General features: G+C 61.6%; 15 protein-coding genes. 7 read left to right on the top strand and 8 right to left on the bottom strand.

Annotated elements, in window-relative coordinates; all coding sequences use genetic code 11:
* From G9U53_RS05215 to G9U53_RS05205, 3 genes are read right to left on the bottom strand one after another with little or no spacing between them, the layout of a single operon-like run.
* Complete coding sequence (locus tag G9U53_RS05215; RefSeq protein WP_003943253.1) at positions 1-750, bottom strand: succinate dehydrogenase/fumarate reductase iron-sulfur subunit; 750 nt, start codon at positions 748-750, stop codon at positions 1-3.
* Positions 747-2,699 carry a fumarate reductase/succinate dehydrogenase flavoprotein subunit gene (locus tag G9U53_RS05210; protein ID WP_054781015.1) on the bottom strand — a complete coding sequence of 651 codons (1,953 nt, stop codon included), beginning with the start codon at positions 2,697-2,699 and terminating at the stop codon, positions 747-749. Before G9U53_RS05210 ends, G9U53_RS05215 begins: the two co-directional genes overlap by 4 nt.
* The gene (locus G9U53_RS05205) at positions 2,700-3,449 is read right to left on the bottom strand and encodes a succinate dehydrogenase cytochrome b subunit (RefSeq protein WP_047269404.1); all 750 of its coding nucleotides are present in this window, start codon (positions 3,447-3,449) and stop codon (positions 2,700-2,702) included.
* Positions 3,450-3,605: 156 nt separating this feature from the next.
* Between G9U53_RS05205 and G9U53_RS05200 the strand changes: the two genes are divergently transcribed.
* Together G9U53_RS05200 and G9U53_RS05195 are read left to right on the top strand one after the other, a co-directional pair.
* The gene (locus tag G9U53_RS05200; protein WP_058038333.1) at positions 3,606-4,934 is read left to right on the top strand and encodes a lipase family protein; all 1,329 of its coding nucleotides are present in this window, start codon (positions 3,606-3,608) and stop codon (positions 4,932-4,934) included.
* Complete coding sequence (locus G9U53_RS05195) at positions 4,931-6,187, top strand: Tat pathway signal protein (RefSeq protein ID WP_165638399.1); 1,257 nt, start codon at positions 4,931-4,933, stop codon at positions 6,185-6,187. Before G9U53_RS05200 ends, G9U53_RS05195 begins: the two co-directional genes overlap by 4 nt.
* Before the next feature lie 52 nt (positions 6,188-6,239).
* Here the strand turns inward: G9U53_RS05195 and G9U53_RS05190 are convergent, their stop codons facing one another.
* Together G9U53_RS05190 and G9U53_RS05185 are read right to left on the bottom strand one after the other, a co-directional pair.
* Positions 6,240-7,616 (bottom strand): MFS transporter, encoded by a 1,377-nt coding sequence (locus tag G9U53_RS05190; protein ID WP_003942962.1) that lies wholly within the window; start codon positions 7,614-7,616, stop codon positions 6,240-6,242.
* Between the two features lie 52 nt (positions 7,617-7,668).
* A complete protein-coding gene (locus G9U53_RS05185; protein ID WP_058038332.1) occupies positions 7,669-8,544 on the bottom strand; it encodes an SGNH/GDSL hydrolase family protein in 876 nt (291 codons plus the stop codon).
* Positions 8,545-8,680: 136 nt separating this feature from the next.
* Between G9U53_RS05185 and G9U53_RS05180 the strand changes: the two genes are divergently transcribed.
* The 3 genes from G9U53_RS05180 to G9U53_RS05170 all read left to right on the top strand — a co-directional run bounded on the left by G9U53_RS05180 (position 8,681) and on the right by G9U53_RS05170 (position 11,335).
* Complete coding sequence (locus tag G9U53_RS05180; RefSeq protein WP_054826048.1) at positions 8,681-9,964, top strand: PucR family transcriptional regulator; 1,284 nt, start codon at positions 8,681-8,683, stop codon at positions 9,962-9,964.
* Positions 9,965-10,143: 179 nt separating this feature from the next.
* Positions 10,144-10,551, top strand: a complete 408-nt coding sequence (locus G9U53_RS05175) for a hypothetical protein (RefSeq protein ID WP_144245833.1) — start codon at positions 10,144-10,146, stop codon at positions 10,549-10,551.
* Positions 10,552-10,606: 55 nt separating this feature from the next.
* Positions 10,607-11,335 (top strand): YdcF family protein, encoded by a 729-nt coding sequence (locus G9U53_RS05170; RefSeq protein WP_030536059.1) that lies wholly within the window; start codon positions 10,607-10,609, stop codon positions 11,333-11,335.
* A gap of 2 nt (positions 11,336-11,337) precedes the next feature.
* On the opposite strand, the gene G9U53_RS05165 is transcribed toward G9U53_RS05170, so the two are convergent.
* A complete protein-coding gene (locus G9U53_RS05165) occupies positions 11,338-12,141 on the bottom strand; it encodes an AraC family transcriptional regulator (RefSeq protein WP_231917452.1) in 804 nt (267 codons plus the stop codon).
* Here G9U53_RS05165 and G9U53_RS34145 point away from each other — a divergent pair.
* On the top strand, positions 12,064-12,231 hold the full coding sequence (locus G9U53_RS34145; protein WP_225320434.1) for a hypothetical protein: 168 nt from the start codon (positions 12,064-12,066) through the stop codon (positions 12,229-12,231). The genes G9U53_RS05165 and G9U53_RS34145 overlap by 78 nt on opposite strands.
* 190 nt (positions 12,232-12,421) lie before the next feature.
* Positions 12,422-13,114 carry an alpha/beta hydrolase gene (locus G9U53_RS05160; protein WP_047269408.1) on the top strand — a complete coding sequence of 231 codons (693 nt, stop codon included), beginning with the start codon at positions 12,422-12,424 and terminating at the stop codon, positions 13,112-13,114.
* A gap of 54 nt (positions 13,115-13,168) precedes the next feature.
* Here G9U53_RS05160 and G9U53_RS05155 read toward each other — a convergent pair whose 3' ends face one another.
* Both G9U53_RS05155 and G9U53_RS05150 read right to left on the bottom strand, forming a co-directional pair.
* Positions 13,169-13,600, bottom strand: a complete 432-nt coding sequence (locus G9U53_RS05155) for a MarR family transcriptional regulator (protein WP_003942924.1) — start codon at positions 13,598-13,600, stop codon at positions 13,169-13,171.
* A gap of 147 nt (positions 13,601-13,747) precedes the next feature.
* Positions 13,748-14,416, bottom strand: coding sequence for a DsbA family protein (locus tag G9U53_RS05150; protein ID WP_165638398.1), 669 nt, complete (start codon positions 14,414-14,416; stop codon positions 13,748-13,750).
* Positions 14,417-14,538 lie beyond the last annotated feature (122 nt).

Here is a 14,538-nt window from a genome sequence, read left to right as displayed (position 1 = left end):
TCAGTTGTCCTTGCGCCGCAATCCGAATCGCATCGATTCCTTGTTGACAGCGGCAATCGCGGTCAGCGGTATCTCCGCGGGACACACCTGCGCACATTCACCGTAGGTCGAGCACGGCCCGAAATCGGCCTCCATCTGGTGCGACATCGCTCGGGCCCGCTTGCCACGTTCGTTGCGGCCCTGCGTGACGAGAGACAGGTGGGTCAGTTTGGACCCGGTGAAGAGGTGCGCGGCACCGTTCGGGCAGGCTGCCACGCAAGCGCCGCAGCCGATGCACGCGGCGAAGTCCAGTGCAGCTTCGGCACTTTGATGCGAGAGCGGCTGACTGTCTGCGTCCGGCGCGGTTCCTGCATTGACCGAAACGTATCCACCGGCTTCGAGCACCCGGTCGAGCGCAGAGCGATCGACGACGAGGTCTCGGACCACGGGAAAGGCTGCGGAGCGGAACGGCTCCAGTTTGATTCGGTCCCCGTCGGAGAAGCTGCGCAGGTGCTGACGGCACGTGGGAGTGTTCGCAACCGGTCCATGGGGAACATTGTCGACCGTGATGCCGCAGGACCCGCAGATCCCTTCTCGGCAGTCGGAATCGAAGGCGATGGGTTCGTTGCCGCTCTCCACGAGTTGGTCGTTGAGTCGGTCGAGGAGCTCCAGCAGCGACATCTCCACCGTCGCGTCGTCTATTTGGTAGGTGTCGAATGCGCCGGACGACTCAGGTCCGGATTGGCGCCACACGTCCACGGTGATTTTCATACGTAGTTCCTCGTCTGCAGTGGAACAGCGGTGAAGGACAACGGCTCGTCGTGTCGAACGTGTCTGCCGTCCTGGGCGGTTTCCCACGCGGAGACGAAGCACCAGTCCTGATCGTTTCGCTGCGCTTCGCCTTCGGGAGTCTGATGTTCGGCACGAAAGTGCGCTCCACAGGACTCGTCACGATCGAGAGCATCGACGCACATCAGTTCGGCGAGCTCGAGGAAATCGGCTACCCTGCCGGCCCTTTCCAACTCCTGGTTGAACTGGTTTCCGCTGCCGGCAACTCGCAGGTTCGACCAGAAATCGGTTCGCAGTGCGCGGATTTCGGCGATCGCCTTGGTCAAGCCCTCGGCCGTTCGGGTGACACCGCAACCCGCATAGAGGATCTCGCCCAGTTGTCGATGGAACCTGTCGGGGCCGTGTGTTCCGCCGACCGAGAGCAGCAGGTCCACCCGACCCCTCACGTCAGTGAGCGTCGACGTCACAGCGGGATCGGACAGTTCGAGTGGAGTGGATCCGAGTAGCGGCGCAAGATAATTCGGAATCGCGTACGGGAGGGTGAACCAGCCGTCGACGCATGCCGAGAGCAACGAATTGGCGCCGAGGCGGTTGGCTCCGTGGTATCCCCAGCCTGCCTCACCACCGACGAACAAGCCGGGGATGGAGGTCATCTGGTCGTAGTCGTTCCACAGTCCTCCCATGGTGAAGTGGGCTCCGGGGGCGATGCGCATCGGCACCGTATAGGGGTCTTCGCTGGTGGCGTCGCGATACATCGAGAACAGATTTCCGTATCGCTCCTCGATGGTCTTGCGGCCGAGCCGTGCCAACGCATCGCGGAAATCCAGGTACACACTGTTTTTCAGAGGACCGACGCCGTGACCGGAGTCGATTTGCTCGCGGGCGGCCCGTGAAGAGACGTCGCGGGGAGAGAGGTTCCCGAACGCCGGATATTTGCGCTCGAGGTAGTAGTCGCGTTCGTTTTCGGGAATGTCGCCGGGCTCACGATCGTCTCCGGGCTTGGCCGGTACCCAGATCCGGCCGTCGTTGCGCAGGGATTCGCTCATCAGAATGGTTTTCGACTGCCACTCGGAGTTGACGGGAAGTGCCGTCGGATGGAATTGGATGAACGAGGGTGAAGCCATCAACGCACCGCGTCGGTGCGCTCGCCACGCGGCCGTGGCGTTGGAATTCTTCGCAAGTGTGGACTTGTGGAATACGGTTCCGTAGCCGCCGGATGCCAGTACGACGGCATGGCCTGTGGTGGCGCCGATCTCACCGGTCACGAGATCGCGTGTGACTATCCCTTGTGCTCGCCCGTCCGAAACGATGAGATCGAGCATCTCGGTTCGGGTGTGTAGGTTGACCGTTCCGGCTGCGATCTGACGTTGCAGTGCCTGCGACGACGCTATCTGCAACTGCTGGCCTGTCTGCCCGCGCGTATAGTACGTGCGCGACACCTGAACGCCGCCGAAGGATCGGGTGGCCAGAGTGCCGCCGTACTCGCGAGCAAACGGTGCCCCGATGGCATTCATGTGATCGATGACGCGTACGGATTCTTCGGCGAGACGGAAACAGTCGGCCTCACGGCCCCGGAAATCACCGCCCTTGACGGTGTCCTTCACGAAGCGGGCGAGACTGTCGTTGTCCACTTTTCGAGCGCGAGCAGCGTTGATGCCTCCTTGCGCGGCGACACTGTGTGCACGGCGGGGTGCATCGTGGAAGGTGAAGGACTCGACGTGGTAGCCCAGTTCACCGAGGGAGGCGGCGCAGGCCGCGCCGGCGAGGCCGGTACCGACGACGATGACCGTGAACTTGCGCCGGTTGAGTGGGCTGACGAGCTTGTAGTCGAGTTTGCGAGTGGGCCAGGCCGTCGCCGGATCGCCGGCCGGGACCTTACCGTCCACCGGTGTCCCGATGCTGCGCAGATCGTCGAGTTCGAAGCTGTTCACTTATGACGCTCCTGTCTTCGAGATGGCGCCGGTCATGACCGCGATGGGGATCGACATGTTTCCGACCATCACGACGAGCGCAAAGATTCCGGAGAGTGCAACGCCAATCTGGCGCAGTCGTTGGCCGGTCACGCCGAGATCGTTGACCGCGCTCCAGAGTCCGTGCGCGAGGTGCATTGCCAGCAGAGCCATCGCGACGATGTAGAACGCTGCCACCAGCGGACGCTCGAAGCTGGCAATCAGATTGTCGTATGCGTAACTCTGTGTGCGCGTGGCCGCTTCGTACTCGCTGCTGCCGATGGGTCGGGTTCCGGTCGTGAGGTCGAGTATGTGGAAAATGACGAACAGCAGCAGCACAGCTCCGGTGACGGGCATCGTGCGCGCTGTAAAGGACTTGATTCCCAGACCTTTACGTCGAAATTTTCCTCGAGCTCGGCGTCCGCGGACGGTGAGCAGCCAGGCACACCAGACGTGTGCGACCAATGACGCGAGCAAGACGATGCGAAGAATCCACAGAAGTCCCTCGTAGGGCAGGAAGGGTTCGAACACCGTTCGTAGCCAGTGTGCGTAGTCGTCGAAGTGATCGGCACCGGTGTAGACCTTCAGGTTTCCGATCATGTGGACGAGAACGAAAGCGGCGAAGATCAGTCCTGTCACGGCCATCAGAATCTTGCACGTGATGTTGGACGGCCGCGGTCGAGCTTGGAGTGAATCGCCGGTAGCTCGCGATACACGGGTCGGAGCACTCACAGACAAACCTCCCACGCCAGACTTGCCGGACAGGTGCCGTCAGCCTAAGCCCGATCGAGGTTTTCGGCCAACGGATGGGTGCCCGACTTGTCTGTTAATGCAGGTGAATGGGAGTGTAGGGGTGCTCATTACCCGAAAGTAAGGAACTCGTGAACGATGTTTGACTCGACGTGGCGACGGTGGTCATGGCGCGCCGGAACGGCATCGGCCCTGGCAGTGGCCTTGTTTGCGGTGGGGTCGCCGGCTGGTGCGCAGGAGACCGTCGACCTGGCCGACGTGTTCAACCCGTTGGTCGTGAAGGCACTCCAAGGCGCTGACATTTCCACCGAATTGACTCCACTCGGGCTCTCGTCCGATGATCCGTGGTTCGACGAACCTGAAATCGAGCCGGGTACCGCCCCCGGCACACTTCTCAAAGCGCGTCCGGTCAGCGTGCAGGTCTACCAGGTCCGTCCCGACGTGGTCTCGGCTCACCAACTCATGTACACCACCACTGATCACTTCGGTCGGCAGGTGATCAGCACCGGAATTCTGATGATTCCCGAGGACGGAACTGCGCCAGGTGATCGCAAGATCATCGGATACGCCGAGGCGAACGACAGCCTCGGCGCGAACTGCGCACCAAGTCACCAGTGGACCGGCGGCAATCAGAGCGACCCGGCGATGTTCTCGGCGCTCGGCCCGGTGGCTCAGATGTTCGGCCACGGCTGGGCAGTGATGATGAGCGACGTCGGCAACGACGGCGACACTGCTCCCCATCCGTTCTCGATCGGACAGTTCTCAGGGAAGGCAACGCTCGACGGCGTTCGGGCAGCACTCGCGCTTCCGGAAGGCGGCCTCGAATCAGACACCCCTGTCGGCATCTACGGTGTCGCCGGAGGCGGTGTCGCAGCGGGCTTTGCCGCGGAACAAGCCCATGATTATGCGCCGGAACTGAACGTCCAGGCCAGTGCCATTCAGGCGATGATGATCGACCCCGCAACGTTCGAGGAAACAGCGGCCGGTGGGATCGGTTCCGGATTCGTCTTCTCGAGCATTCTCGGATTCGACGCGGGCTACCCCGACGTTCGGCTCGACGACCATCTGACTCCGATCGGTCACAACGTCGCCGCAGCCTTCCGCGCGTCCTGCCAGGCGCTCTACCTCGGACTCCCATTCGTTCCGTTCGACGTCCTACTCGCCAACCCTTCGCCCCGAACGATCCCTGCGCTGGCCGCGGCGTATGCGGACAACACGTTGGGAAAGCAGGCGCCGGCTTCCAAGCTTCTGATTTCTTCCTGTGAGGACGACTTTCTCGTTCCCTTCAGTGAGGCAGAGCAATTGGCGCAGACATATCGAGCAGACGGCGGCAACGTGGACCTGCTCCCGTCGCAGTGCGGGCCGCTCGATTACGTGACCAACCTGTACAAGACGGTGACCGATCAGCTGGGTATGCAGGACATCGCCTGGCTGGCAAAGACGTTCGACGAAGCCGAGGGACGATGAGCTTGCGGAAGTCTCTGACGCGCAGGGATTTTGCGCGCACGGTTCTCGTTGCTTCGGCAGGTATCGGCGGTGCCGTCGTACTGGGAGGCAGGGCGTCCGCGGGTACTGGTGAGCTCGACAGGTACCTCGACCTGGAAGCAGTGAACGCAAACGCCGAAGCCACGGGCGGCCTGCATCCTTCTCTGCCATCGGATTCCGCGACGCTGCGGTCTTTGGTGGATACCGCCCGAGCCTCGGGAGTGGATCCGCATCGCTATCAGACACTGCTCAAGCAGTACTGGCTCGCGGTCGGGACGGAGTCGGCAGGTATCGATCTCGCTTCGTGGACTCCGTTCGACGGTGTGCACGCGAATCTCGGAAACCTCACCAACACTTTCCAGTTCTACGAGCGACTCCAGCTCGAGCATCGAGAGCTGCAGTGGGCAGGTATGGGAGGAATGGTCGGGCCCGCTTTCGCCGGTGGACTCCTCGACTTGGACTACGGGCGGGTTGTGCTGGAAGTCCAAGCGATCAGCGAGGCGATGGCACTGGTCTGGCGAGAGATCGACCGCATCGGGTCGCCGGTTGCATCGTCGATGGGAGCACCCGAGGACATTGCGGCACTTCTCGAGGTCGGCCACGAGATTCGCCCCGAGGACGTGATGTGGTTCCAGGGGAAAGTGATTGCGATGAGCAAACACATCTTCTCGGACCTGATTCCCATGCACATGGCGTGGGTTCACGACGGTGTCGACGGCATCGCCGAACTCGATCGCGCAGGGCTGCTCGACGAGAACGCCCGTATCGCGTGGAACAACATTGCTTCGGGGACACCGGAATCGGTCTTCGACGGCAATGTGCGTCTGCTGCGAAGGGAGCAGTACCAGTCGGTGGGTGATCAGTGGGACGAGGCGAAGGCCTACCGCGGCAGCGTTGGTCGCTCGTTGACCTACCTGACCACCTTCGCCGCATCACCGTCGATGCCTGGCGTCGTGCCGCCACGCGAGTCGAACCCGCTCGCGTTCGCGGTGGGCAATGCTGTTGTGCAAACGCCGCTTCCGGACTTCAACTGGGCGGACCGGGATGGTCGTTGGACCTACATCAACGATCAGTTGCTCCCGGTCTACAACAACCTGATGAAGAATCAACCGGAACTGTGGCGAGCGACGCTGGCCGCGCCCGTCTCCGTTCGGATAACCGAGCAGCGAATGATCGCTCGCTTGCCGGACATGTTGCGGTCCATGTTGTCGACTCTGGCGATTACGGTCAACTGAACTCGGCGGTGGCGGGGCCTCAGGGTCCCGCCACCGCCCGTGAACTTGTCGGTCAGGCCTGGCTCAGCTCCGCTTGCATGCGCGCGGAGTCCTTGCCTACAGTGCGGGTAGCCAGGTAGATGAATACCGCGGTGAGTGCCAACATGATCGGCACGAGATACATGGCCGAGTTCAACCCGTCGCCGGCGTACTGAGCCAACTTCCCGGTACCGGCATCTGCAAGCGCACGCTTGGCGAACCAGTCCGAGATCGCTCCAACGGCAACCGGTCCGGAGAATCCGCCGAGAAGGTACATGGCAGCGAAGAACAGCGCCGTCGCAGTGCCGCGGAGCCTGGGAACCACGACGTCGTGAATGGCAGGGTAGACGCTGATGTAGAAGCCGTAGGCCAGAAGCCACCCGGCCGAGAACAAGAGCGTGAACATCACGACGTTTCCGCCGTGTTGCAACAGTGCCAGCGCCGTCAAAGGTGCCGCCAATGCCGAGGTTCCGACACCGATCATCAACCGTGCGCGCGGTGAGCGTGCGCTGGCCTTGTCCGCGTAGCGAGCGCCGAGAAGCAATCCGATCAGGCCCGTGATTCCGACGATGATGCCCGTGACCGATGCCGCCGCAGTCAGCTTCAGGTGGTACTGGCGCATGAGCAGTGGGACGACAAACGAATTCACTGCGTAGGCGGCGAAGTTGAACGTCAGCCCGGCAAGGATGAGCCAACGAAGCGTGGGAATTGCGAGCAGGCGACGGATCGGGCGGGTGATCGGTGCCTGTGAAACAGCGGCTGCGCGGGCCTCCGGACTTTCGGAACCACCACGAACCGGATCTGCCATGCGGTAGAGCACGACTGCAAGCAGGACACCGGGAATCGCCGCGAGGAAGAACGGTGCACGCCAGCTGTCGAATGCCTCGGCGATCTTGCCGACGGTGAAGTAGGCGAGCATGAGGCCAATCGGCAAACCGAGCATGAAGACACCAAGTGCGCGTGAGCGTCGTTCCGCCGGGTAGATATCGCCGATCATCGAGTTTGCTGCGGGTGTGAAGGTCGCTTCGCCCACACCGACGCCGAGACGCGCGAGAATGAACAGCACGTAGCTGCCGGCGGCACCGGTTGCTGCCGTCAGTCCGCTCCACACCAGGAGTCCGATCCCGATGATCTTGGGACGGTTCTTCGTGTCGGCCAACCGGCCCAGAGGCAGTCCTGCGACTGCGTAGACGAGGGTGAATGCAGAGGTGATCAATCCCAATTGCAAGTCACTGAGCGAAAACTCGTTCTTGATCGGCTCGGCAACGACCGAGGGGATCGCCCGGTCGAAGAAGTTGAGCATGTTTGCGAGAAACAGTGCGACGAGTGTGCCGCCGAGAAGTTTGTCGCGTGTTCCGACAGGGGCGCCGTCGACGGACGGCAGCGGCGGAGCGTCTCGTTGAATTGACATGATTGTTCCACCCTTTTCGCGAGTGCTGAATGAATTGTGCTGGGGGAGAAGCTCAGGACAGAGCGTCGGCGACCGTTTTCCCGATCGCCTGCATCCCGGCCGCAGTGGGATGCAGTGGAACCGCCGGCTGGGTAGGGACGATTCCCGTGTAGTAAGCAGTGGCAGGGTCCGTGCAGATGTCATGCCCGGCAGTGGTTTCGGTGATGTCGATGTACTCGACGCCGTGACGGGCCGCAGTTGCTGCCATGACCGTGTTGCCGTAGTCGATCACACTCTGGAGATAGTCGGCGTCGCGCGGCCAGAACGGCTGAGTGTCGGGGCAGCCGCCACCACGGATGTATGTGCCGTATCCGACCACGACGATGCGCGCCGACCGTGCTCGATCCTGCGCGACTTCGATCATGGAACTCCAACCTGTGGACGCATTTTCGATCATCTGTCGCTGTTGATCGACGCCACCGGAGGTGAACTTGTCACGGCAGGACGTTCCGGCGGGTTCGGGGAGTGGATTGACGCAGCTCAGAACTGTCGGGAACAACGAGATGTCGTTGGCACCGATGGTGATGGTGACGAGGTCGGTATCAGGCCCCAATGCTGTTGCCTGCGGTGATACTTGACCGGAGAACGTCGATTGTGCGGTGTCCGTGACGTTGGCGGATCGCGCCGACGAGCAGGTCATATCCGTGAGTTCAGCGCCGAGTTCTCGCGCCACCACGGACGGGTAGTTGTCGAGTGATCGTAGACAGCCCGGTGACGACGAGTCCTGCGCGGTGACCAGTGGGCCGGCCGCCGCGGAATCGCCGAGTGCGACGTACTGGATAGTGCTGACCGGTGTCTCGGCACTCGACACACCGGTCCCGAGAGCCGCGATCGAACCGGCAGCCACGACGCCTGCCAGAATGGCTGCGCTGCGCGTTTTCCACGTCACTCGAGGCTCCTCTTGGTCGAAGGTGGGACTTCCAGTTACGCCGCTGATTGTGAATTCGTGAGTGGCGTGGGTTACATAGTGATAGGAAAAAGGCAGGTCGGCCTTGTGGTGGCAATTCAATTCTGTGGAGGGTTTTGTGTCAGGAAACAAAGATCTGCCGTTCGAGCCGATCCTGGTTGGTGGCAGATCTCTGGCCGACCGACTGGCGCAACGCACCCATCCACTGGTCATTGAGACAGTCGATCTGGTCCACCGCGACGTCACCTTCTACCGGTTGCTCCCTGACGAGGCATTACGTAACGACGTCACCACCATCGTGAGGCGCAATCTGGAACTGTTCATTTCGATGCTGCGGACCGGCGCCGATCTGGCGCCCGAGTTGCTCGCCGACATCAGCGAATCGGCTCGCCAACGGGCTCAGGAATTGGTTCCGCTCGGTGAGGTGCTGCGGGCATATCACCTGGCTGCCGGGCTGTGGTGGGAGACCATCAGCGAATGGGCGGTCCCGGAAGACGGTGTCGCACTTGCCCGCACCGGACGACTCTTGAATGCATACACCGCGGCCTCCGCGTCGGCGGTTCTTGCCGGCTACGGTTCCGACCACGCCACCCAGACGGACGAGGATTCTGCGCGAAGGTCATTGTTCGTAGCACTTTCGACGGGTGTCGATGTTGATCGGGTCTCCGACGATGTGGGCATCAGGTTGGCGCGCCTGTACTGGGTGGTGGCGCTGCACGTCGAACGGAATGACGACGAGTCCTCGACCGAGGTGGACACTGCCGTCGCCGAGCGGAGAAAGGTGCGCCACCTGCAACGAGAGCTTGATCAGGTGGGGCGTGACAAAGCGCTCGGGGTGCTCGGGAGCAGTGGCGGAGCCGTACTGATTCCTATTGTGGAATCGGAACCCGCTGAGGGGAACTGGGCGTCGAGTCCGCAGTATCTTTCATTGTGTCGACGATTGGGTGATCTCGAGAAGGTCATCGGTGCATCGACGGTTGCCGCCGTACATGTCGCGGCACCGCCGGCAATTCCCGCAGCGGTGTCGCAGGCGCGCGAGGTGCTGAACGTTGCCCGAAAGTACGGCCGTACAAGTGGGGTCGTGCGTCTCGAGGATCTTGCAGTCGAGTATCAACTGACCCGCCCGAGCGCTGCGCTGCCGATCCTCGCAGATGTGTTGTCGCCGTTGGAGTCCGATCCTGCCGTGCTCGAGACGCTCGAATCTTTCATCGACTCCGGATTCGATCGAGCTACCACCGCTCGGCAGTTGCACGTACACCCGAACACGGTCGTGTACCGCCTGCGTAAAGCGAGTTCCCTGACGGGACTTGACCTGTCGTCACCGAAAGATCTTGTACAGGTCACCATGGCGCTGGGAGCGCGTCGCGCGCTCGGCATGGAGGCGGACTCTTCCCAAACGTGATGCGTCTGTGGTTCTCTGTGAACGTGTCTGATTCTCGGATTGGCAATCCGGCCGGGAGACATGGCCAGACTGGGTCAGCTGATGGTGCAACGAGGCGCGTGGCGTGATCAGACGTTGATCGACTCCGCCTACCTCGACGAGTTGTCCGCGCCCTCTCCGTCCAATGGGGGTACGGCTTCTTGACCTGGGTGAACGCGGGCGAGGACTTCTACTCCGTGAATGCGCCGGTGAGCAAGTATGTTTCGCATCCGGTGTGGCAGAACGCGCCTCGGGATCTCTATCTCCAGGAGTTCTTGCGGCTTGTCGTCGCTTCGATCGTGGACGTTCCACCGCCGCCGTACGTCGGGCCTCCCGTGCATGGGTCGGGTGGTCCGCTCATCGACGATCCGTCACAGCTCGTCGGCTTCGCGAACCCCGAATTGATCTTCGACACGATGGTCGGGACGGGGCGAGCAGGAACACCCGGATGCAACATCGTGATCTGCAACAACGAATTGTTGCCGTTCAGTGTCGCCGACCTGCTCGGGGATGCTGCAGCTCAGATCGGTAACGCGGCAGGCGCGTCGATTCGAGATGCTGGTAGATGACGGTTTCGAACCCGAATTGTTGCCCAATATTTATGTTTAATCTGTGTGACGGTCAGTGAACAGTAAATTTGAGTCAAATGATGCAATCGCGACGAAATGTTCGTTACCGTGGGCTGGACAATCGACAATCTGGGGGTTCGGCTACATGGCAAATGTTCGTAGGTCTCTGACGAAGGGATTGATTGCTGCTTCGGTAATCGCTGCAGCCGGAGTGGGATTGTCGCCGGCGACAGCGAGTGCCGACATCACTCCGACGACGGTCGTCAACGGCATCCTGTCGACGGTGGGCGGCTGCCAAACACCGGTGCGGTCTCTCATTCTCGCGTGCACGAGTGCTGAGACGCTGACACGCCAGTCGCCCGTGCTGCTCGACCTCAACCCCGTGGGCACGAACATCGTCGTCTTGGGTGCCGGCCTCTTCGACGACGGCACGATGCGTCCGATGTTGGTCGACCGGCTTCAGGCGGCGCTCCAGCTGGCCCGTCAGTACCCGCAGTCTCCGATCATCACAAGCGGTGGGGCTCCGAAGGCCGGAGTAACGGAAGCCAGGGCGATGCGCGAATGGCTCGTTGCCAACGGCGTCAACCCGGGCCGGATCACCGAAGAGGGAACTTCGTGGTCGACAGTCGAGAATGCGATCAACTCTGCGCGGATTCTCGCCGATCGAGGCGCGACCGGCGTGGTTGTGGTCTCGAGCGCCAATCACGTGGAGCGCGCGATGGTGGACTTCCGCGTTGCAGTTCTCGGCCGGATCCCGGTCGCAGGCGTAATCGCTGCAACCTGACGTCAGTGATTGTGGGAGTTGGACTTTCGCCAGTTCAACGGCGAGGCGTCGAATCGTCGACGGAAGGCGCGGCTGAACGCGGCATCGGATTCGTAGCCGACAGTTATCGCAATGGTTCCGACCGGCTCGGTGGTTTGCACGAGTAGTTCGGCGGCACGGTCGAGTCGGCGCTCGGTGATGTAAGCGCCGGGCGTCTGGCCGACCAGTCGCGAGAAGCGCTCCGCAAAAGACGATCTCGACAGGGTGGACAGCGTCGCCAGTTCGTCGATGGTCCAGTTGCGTGACGGGTCGTTGTGGACGGCCTCGAGGGCCTGCCCGATTCGTGGATCCATTGCTGCGGTCAACCATCCGCCGTTCGATCCGTCCGCTCGAGCCCACGCTCTGAGGATCTGGACGAAGAGAAGGTCGAGAATCCGGGAAACCATCACGGAGGAACCAGGTTTCGGATCGTCCACCTCGGCGCCCAACAGTCGGCTGCTCACCTCGAGCCACTCGACCGGGGTTCCTTGTGTCGCGCGCAGTTCGACGAAGTCCGGCAGAACGGACAGCAGTCGCTGCGCTGCGACGTCGTCGAGTGTGAAAGTGCCGAAAAGCCAACATGTTTCGTTTTTCGGGTGCATCGGCATCGCATTCTCGATCGTATGAGCATGCCCATGGGGTAACAGTACGAGTTCCCCGGGGCCGAGTTCGATCGGGGCTTTGCCCTGCGTTCTGATCACGATGTCACCGTGCTCGGCAATGTGAAGTGCTCGCACCCCAGTGGGTACCTCCACGGTGAAGTTCTCGCCGTGGACGCAGCGATGAATCTGATCACCGCGAAGGTGGACGACTTCGAGAACGTGCGAGAGGGTGTCCCGGGTTCGAGTCTCGTCGGTGGTGGGTACGTACCGCTGTGATGATGTTGTCCTCATGGATCGATCACTCCGATGGTCTCGAGCATTCGGCGTTTCTGCACAAAAACTTGGCAATCTGGTCATGGTTATTGATCCAGGATCCCCTTAACGTGGGTAACAGGCAAGGTCTGGGTTTCGAAGGCTTGCCGATCGTCGGATTATTCGTCGCACTGCGTATCTGGAGGAGTTGGTCATGGCAGAGAAGGTAAACATCGTTCTGGTGCATGGAGCCTGGGGAGACGGTTCTCATTGGCGTCACGTCATACCCACCCTGCACAACGCCGGGCATCGAGTGGTTGCGGTCCAGAATCCACTTACTTCGCTCGCCGACGACGTGGACCGGACCAGGAAGTTGGCCGAATCGATGGACGGCCCGACCTTGCTGGTCGGACACTCGTACGGCGGCGCGGTGATCACAGGCGCGGGTCATGCGGAAAACGTTGTGGGACTGGTATATATCGCTGCCTTTGCGCCGGACGAGGGTGACAGCCTGGGAAGTATCTTCGCCCGCACGGATCAGCCGGCGGGCGCGGCGAACATCGCGCCGGACGCCGAGGGCTTCTTGTGGATCGCCCCGGACAAGTTTCAGGAGAGTTTCAGTCAGGATCTCGACGACACCGAAGCATTGGTCATGGCGCTGACGCAGAAACCCATTGCGGGTCAGTGCTTCTCGGACCCGTCAGGGCCGCCGGCATGGCGTGGGAAGCCCAGTTGGTATCAGGTTTCAGGGCAGGACCGAATGATTCCGCCGGAAACCGAGCGATGGATGGCAGAGCGTATCGGTGCCCGCGAGATCGAGGAACTCGACGCAGGCCATGCATCCTTGGCGTCCCACCCGCACGAGGTCACCCAGTTGATTCTGCGTGCTGCTGCAGAATTGTCGTGACGGCGTAAATCGTCCGGCTGTTCGAGTGGGCTGCCCATCACGATTACTTTGTCGTCAGTCCTCGGAACTGCCCAGTCGGTGAAGCAGCGCTGTCAGCGTGGTGATGTCGTCCGTATCCCATTTCGCGAGTCGGGCGCGCCAGCGATCTATCTGGTGATTGCGGATGGTCGTGAGCTTCGTTCGCGCCTCAGGGGTCAGAGCTACCAACTTGGCGCGAGCGTCGTCGGGATCGGGGATTCGTTCCACCAGGCCGAGTCGAGCTGCGGCGTCGATTTGCCTGGTCAAGGTGGACTTCTCGATATCGAGGGTGCAGATCAGGTCGGACATCCGCACCGCATCCGAACGGTTCAGGATGACCAGAACCGGGTAGAGCGCCGGATCGAGTTTGGGATGAATTGCGCGCGCATAGGTGCGCGCCTGGGCGCGTCCTCGTTGCCACATGTCGGCAAGTTCCATCTCCAGGCCCGTGATCGGATCTGAAACCACTGTCGTTTCCCCTTTGGTGCGATTCGTTCGGTGTTCATCAAACCAGAAGGGGGGCCGAAGTGATTTGGGTCAAGTCACGCTGAGCGAAAGGTTACGTTCGGCGTACTGAAGGCGCCGGGCGTACCTTTCGCTCGCAAGGTGGGTGGGTCAAGCCACCGCATACGCCCGCACACACGTGTTCAGGTCGCGGGTGAGATCGGCCGCGGTACTGGTCGGAGAACCGAATTTCACGACGGACCCGTCGCTCCCGTGGAACAACAGCGTCGGAAACGAAGTGGCGCCGAGCCTGCGTGCTCGGACGAAATCAGCGCGGGCGGCATCCTTCGAGGCGGCGGTGAACAGGGAAGACACCGCGGCAGATGGGTCGAGTTGGAGGGATTCCGCGATGGATCGGTACGTCTCGGGATCGGAAAGGCTGCGACCGTCTCGGTAGAACGCGATCTGCATGGCCTCCGCGATGTCGAGGGCGCGTGTCGGATCTTGCGCGCGCAGTGCGGCGAGTCCGATCGCTGCATCCGTCGAATCCATGACGAACCGCCCATCAGTCACCAGTTGTGAATATCCGTCACCGAAGACAGCGCCGGTCTGGGCGGCGATGGTGGCGTTGGCTGATTTCAGGTACGGAGCCGAAGACATGGGCGCGACGCGCTCACCGGTGAACAGTCCGCCGCTGACCACGGACAAGTCGACGGAATCGGCATTTTGACGGACGAACTCCGTCAACGCAGGGCCGAAGCCGAAACACCACCCGCAATAGGCGTCGAAGACGTAGGTGAGTTGCGTCTTGCCTGCTGTTTCCGAGCGTGATGTCTGCACTGGAAGATTCCTATCCGAGCGTGAACTGATTGATACCCTGACGGTATGTCGCATTCGGGTATTCGGTCACGGTGAAGATGAGTCCCGAACTAGTGAAAAACAGACAAGTACCCGTCCGGGAC

The organism is Rhodococcus sp. D-46, assembly GCF_011290655.1.
Lineage (GTDB): Bacteria > Actinomycetota > Actinomycetes > Mycobacteriales > Mycobacteriaceae > Rhodococcus_F > Rhodococcus_F qingshengii.
The sequence above is the reverse complement of the archived record's forward strand: the minus strand, read 5'-3'. Positions and strand labels throughout refer to the sequence as shown.

Excerpts from the sequence above, each read along its gene's own strand:
- G9U53_RS05215 (WP_003943253.1), bottom strand. The coding sequence starts at position 750 with ATGAAAATCACCGTGGACGTGTGGCGCCAATCCGGACCTGAGTCGTCC.
- G9U53_RS05160 (WP_047269408.1), top strand. The coding sequence starts at position 12,422 with ATGGCAGAGAAGGTAAACATCGTTCTGGTGCATGGAGCCTGGGGAGAC.
- G9U53_RS05200 (WP_058038333.1), top strand. The coding sequence starts at position 3,606 with ATGTTTGACTCGACGTGGCGACGGTGGTCATGGCGCGCCGGAACGGCA.
- G9U53_RS05190 (WP_003942962.1), bottom strand. The coding sequence starts at position 7,616 with ATGTCAATTCAACGAGACGCTCCGCCGCTGCCGTCCGTCGACGGCGCC.
- G9U53_RS05195 (WP_165638399.1), top strand. The coding sequence starts at position 4,931 with ATGAGCTTGCGGAAGTCTCTGACGCGCAGGGATTTTGCGCGCACGGTT.